General features: G+C 53.7%; 4 protein-coding genes and 1 pseudogene. 4 read left to right on the top strand and 1 reads right to left on the bottom strand.

Annotated elements, in window-relative coordinates:
• Positions 1 to 533, bottom strand: a 533-nt coding sequence (locus PPL9_RS22750) for an MFS transporter (RefSeq protein ID WP_152986805.1), incomplete at its 3' end; no start/stop codon positions are given.
• A 318-nt stretch (positions 534 to 851) separates the two neighbouring features.
• Here PPL9_RS22750 and PPL9_RS22745 point away from each other — a divergent pair.
• The 4 genes and pseudogenes from PPL9_RS22745 to PPL9_RS31555 all read left to right on the top strand — a co-directional run.
• On the top strand, positions 852 to 1,544 hold the full coding sequence (locus PPL9_RS22745) for a hypothetical protein (protein WP_057464868.1): 693 nt from the start codon (positions 852 to 854) through the stop codon (positions 1,542 to 1,544).
• A 313-nt stretch (positions 1,545 to 1,857) separates the two neighbouring features.
• Positions 1,858 to 2,979 (top strand): quinolinate synthase NadA, encoded by a 1,122-nt coding sequence (gene nadA, locus PPL9_RS22740; protein ID WP_057464867.1) that lies wholly within the window; start codon positions 1,858 to 1,860, stop codon positions 2,977 to 2,979.
• Positions 2,980 to 3,086: 107 nt separating this feature from the next.
• Positions 3,087 to 4,721 (top strand): L-aspartate oxidase, encoded by a 1,635-nt coding sequence (locus PPL9_RS22735; RefSeq protein WP_057464866.1) that lies wholly within the window; start codon positions 3,087 to 3,089, stop codon positions 4,719 to 4,721.
• Positions 4,718 to 4,993: pseudogene (locus PPL9_RS31555) on the top strand (nicotinate-nucleotide diphosphorylase (carboxylating)); the annotation flags it as partial. The gene PPL9_RS22735 and the pseudogene PPL9_RS31555, both read left to right, overlap by 4 nt.

Raw genomic sequence — 4,993 nt, 5'->3', positions numbered from 1 at the left:
CTGGCCCAGCCATAGTTTTCGATCAGGCCCAGGCCCAGCGGTGCAAAGAGAAACTGGCCGAAGGAGCTGGCAGCCGTGCCCATGCCAAAAGCGATGCCGTGGTATTGAGGCTGAACAGACCGGGCGAAGGCAGCCAAAACAAGCGAGAAGGATGTGAAGGCGACACCCAGACCGATCAAAACACCTGCGGAGACCTGTAGTAAGAGTGGTGTGTCTGACAGGCTCATAAGATAGAGGCCGATGGCGTAGATGATCGCGCCGAGCACCAGAGTTCTTCCTGTGCCGAATTTATCTGCCATCATCCCAGCGAAAGGCTGTGCAGCACCCCAAACAAGGTTTTGAAGTGCCAGCGCAAAGGCAAACACATCCCTGCCCCAGCCAAACTCTGAGGACATGGGCGTCAGGAACAATCCAAGGGTTGCCCGTGGTCCAAACGAGAGAATGCCGATGATACATCCGCTGATGATTATGAGCGGGACGTTGGGGCCGCGCCGGACAGAGGATTGGTTCTCGACCTGGGTCGCTTGAGACATGCAATTTCCTTTCCTGCATCCGGCAGAGAGTTTCGGCCAGACGCTGGACCAATGGTGTCCGTTTTTCGCTGAGCAGCGGGGAATAATCAGGTTTAATCTAATTTTCCGTTCTGCAATAATTGAAATTACTTAGGTCATCCATCAGCAATTGGAATGAGTCTTTATCCCTAAGGCATTTTGCTGGAAGGCTCTCTCTGATCAAATGCAGGCATATGTGAGAATACTAATATATTTCAAAATGCTAGCGAAACTGGCGGAGTCGCTTGACTTTGATTTGGGTCCTGACCTAATTCCCCCGTCAACATTTAGGGGCCGACCATGACCTACTCATTTTCTTTCGGAGAAACACTCGCTGCAGGCCTGCTTGCCTTTGCTGTAAGCGCACCTTTGGCAGCTTCTGCGCAGGACGATGTGCAGAGCCAAGCTGAGCTGACTGCACGCGTTGAAAAGCATGCACCTGCCAAAGAGCTTTACATCAAGGACCGTCCAATCCTCGGCTGGAAGATTACAGGCGACACACTGGCAGACCTGCCAGAAGCGATCCGTGGCCCATTGGGTTCTGTAGATTCCACCAGCTACGATGATGCTTACATCGCCAAGAACGTTGGTTCTGTGGTTGCGTTGCAAATGAGCAAGACCGGCCCTGATTTTTACGTGATTGGCAAAGAGACGTTCACCTCCAAATACGAGATGGTTGGTCTGGAAGAAGTCGCAGCCAAAAACACCCGCCTTGTAAAACGTCTGGATATGGCTCCGGAAGTTCTTGCGCTGTTTAACGCAAAAGACGCTGGCCTGACTGGCGCGCTGAAGACCGTTCCCGTTGAGATGGTGCGCATGTCTGCCATCGGTTATGCCCCAGCTGCTGAAGTGATCATTCAATCTCCATGGGGCACACAGACCAAGCCTGCTGATCAGGATGGTTTCCTCGTGTTCGACAGCGGTGAGAACCAGTACTACATGGTCAATCAGGGCGCTGATGGTAACCCATCCAGCTACGTCCCAGCCAAGTAAGAGCCATTTTCTGCTCTCAAGTAATGTGAGCCCGACGTTTCCTCTGATTAAGCGGAAATGTCGGGCTTTTCTCATTTGTACCCTGCAAATTTAGGAAATTAAGTGATTACTCAGTAAGGCTAAATCGAGCTTAAACGCAGCAATCATATGCATCCGGCAAAAGAATAGGTTGTCGACGCGAGGGAAGAGGTCTATAAAAACTCAAAATGAGCATAAGGGTTGGCATCGGCATTGTGGCCGTGTTTTTTTATAGACCCCTTATACTCACATTGAGTATAATCCGGTTTCAAGCCGGCAGAATAAGGGATAGCGCATGTCCGCCACGATTACATTCGCTGAAGCAGACAGCCTTGCTGTCAATGACATTACTGCCGGCATTGAGGGTGCTGCTGTTCAAGCTGGCGCACCAGCACAAAAACAGTATGCCCCTTTGGAGCGTCCAGACCTTGCCTACACGCCCGAGGTCGCAGAAGCGACAGCAGAGGCCTATGAGAAGGTTAAGGACTTCATTCCTGCGATTGAGTGGGCTGCTCTTGCTCCGTTGATTTTTGCGATCAACAAAGTGAAGAAAGAGCGCGACGCCGTTATTCTGGCGCACAATTATATGACCCCGGATATCTTCCACGGCGTGGCTGATATTGTTGGCGACAGCCTGCAGCTGGCGAAAGAAGCTGCGAAGACTGAATCTCAGGTTATTGTTCAGTGCGGTGTGCACTTCATGGCTGAGACCTCCAAAATCCTGTCTCCGGAAAAGACCGTTTTGATCCCCGATATGGATGCAGGTTGCTCCCTTGCAGAATCCATCACAGGTGCAGATGTACGAAAGCTGCGTGAAGCCAATCCGGGCGTTCCGATCATCACTTATGTGAACACCTCCGCTGATGTGAAGGCTGAGTGCGATATTTGCTGCACCTCTTCCAACGCGGTTCAGGTTGTTGAAGCCATGGGCACTGACAAGGTGCTGCTGATCCCTGATCAGTACCTTGCAGCCAACGTGAACAACCAGACTGATGTTGATGTGCTGACCTATGCCGGCTCATGCGAAGTCCACGAGCGCTTTACGGCGGAAGAGCTGCGCGACTACCGTGCCATTGACCCTGATGTGAAGATCATTGCGCACCCTGAGTGCCCGCCGGAAGTTGTTGCAGAAGCTGACTTTGCTGGTTCAACCTCTCATATGATTGACTGGGTGAAGGACAACAGCCCTGAGAAGGTGATGATGATCACCGAGTGCTCCATGGCGGACAATGTTGCCTCCTCTACACCTGGCGTGAACTACATCCGCCCCTGCAACCTGTGCCCACACATGAAGCGCATTACCCTCACCAAAATTCTGGACTGTTTGCTCGATATGTCTGGTGAAGTGATTGTTGATGAAAGTGTGGCGGATCGCGCTCGTGCCTCCGTAGAACGCATGATCAACTTGAAGAACTAGAGGCTTTCGTGTAGCTGGCATATTGAAAAGTCTTCAGTGCACCCTGCTGCCTTTAACGGCAGCAGGACTTTTAGATCAGGTCCCCATAGTCTGGAATAATCTCTGAAATGTCTCAGTTCGGTTCTTCTCTCGCCCCTGCTGTTGCTCTGAACGGCGTGGATGATGTTGTTATCTTAGGTGGTGGCCTTGCTGGCCTGTTCTGCGCGCTCAAGCTTGCGCCGCGGCCAGTGACCATTGTGACCAACGCGCCCATTGGCGGTGGTACCTCTTCTGCATGGGCACAAGGCGGCATTGCTGCTGCTGTGGCCGAGGGTGATCACCACTCCGCCCACACGCAGGATACGCTGACAGCAGGTGACGGCATTTGCGAAGAAGCCATTGTTGAAGGCATGACCCGTGAAGCGTCTGACCGCATTCACGATCTGCTGGGCTATGGCGTACCCTTTGACAAAGACCTTGCTGGCAAGCTGGCTCTTTCCCGCGAAGCTGCCCACTCCAGCCACCGTGTGGTGCGTGTGCGTGGTGACATGGCTGGTGAAGCCATAATGCAGGCGCTTGTTGATGCGGCCTACAAGACACCGTCTATCCGCATCATCGAAGGGTACATCGGCTGTCAGCTGATCGCTGAAGGCCGGTATGTCACCGGTATTACTGCGCGTCGCCGTGGTGGGACGCAGCGCATTACCATTCCTGCAAAAGCTGTTGTGCTGGCCTCCGGTGGTGTTGGCCATCTTTATTCAACAACCACCAATCCGGGTGAAGCAAACGGACATGGCCTTGCGATGGCCGCCCGTGCAGGTGCGCTGGTTTCTGATGCCGAGTTCGTTCAATTCCACCCAACAGCTCTCAATGTTGAGCAGGACCCTGCTCCGCTTGCAAGTGAAGCGATCCGCGGTGATGGCGCGATCCTCATCAATGATGACGGTCGTCGCTTTATGGATGGCATCCATCCTGATCTTGAGCTGGCCCCTCGTGATATTGTTGCGCGCGCGATCCATACAGAACTTGCGGCTGGCCGTGGTGCTTTCCTTGATTGCCGCGAGGCCATTGGTGCAAGCTTCCCTGAGCACTTTACCCGCGTTTATGCAGCCTGCGAGAAGGCTGGTATTGATCCGATCAATGGTCTGATCCCTGTTGCTCCGGCAGCACATTACCACATGGGTGGTGTGCTGACCGATGCTTCTGGCCGGACCTCTGTCGACAACCTTTGGGCAGCTGGTGAAGTTGCGGCGACGGGGGCCCATGGTGCCAACCGTCTGGCATCCAACTCTTTGCTTGAAGCTGTTGTGTTTGCAGGTCGCATTGCAGAAGACATTCAGGCCCTCATGCCGCATCACCGGGTGCATCATTGGGCTGAAATCGATGATGTTGATGATCAGGCCTCCACACGCAATCCGCAGGAACGTGCCGTTGTTTCCATGGTTCGTTCTGCCATGTCCCGCCATGTTGGTGTGGTTCGTGATGCAGAAGGGCTGACAAGGACGCTTGCACGGTTGCAGAACGCTGAGACGCTGTGCCGCCGCGACTCCATTCTCAACATGGTGATTGCAGCCAAGCTGATTACAGGGTCTGCTCTGCTTCGCGAAGAAAGCCGAGGCGGTCATTTCCGTTCTGACTTCCCGCAGAAGGCGGAGGCTGCCAAGCGCTCCTTTGTGAAGCTTGCACAAATTGAGAAGCTGGCGAGCGAGGCTGCTGCCAGCGATGTTGGCCAGCAAGCTGTTGAAGAGGAAGATATGCTATGAGCCGTCCGTCTTCATTGCCCGAGCTTTCGTTGATCATGGTGGATGATGCCGTCAAAGCTGCTTTGCTTGAGGACTTTGGCCGCGCAGGTGACATCACCTCGCAGGCGACCATTCCGGCTGATGCTGTTGCAACGGGTGTGATTGCGGCTCGTAAGGATGGCGTGCTGGCTGGCATTGATCTGGCTCTTTCCGCATTTCGTCAGGTTGATCCTACTCTCGATGTTACCGTGCTGGCGCAGGACGGGGATAAATTGGAGCCGGGTACCATTATC

The sequence above is a fragment of the Pseudovibrio sp. POLY-S9 genome (assembly GCF_001431305.1).
Classification (GTDB): Bacteria; Pseudomonadota; Alphaproteobacteria; order Rhizobiales; family Stappiaceae; genus Pseudovibrio.
Note: the sequence above shows the minus strand (reverse complement) of the source record. Positions and strands in the feature narration are given on the sequence as shown.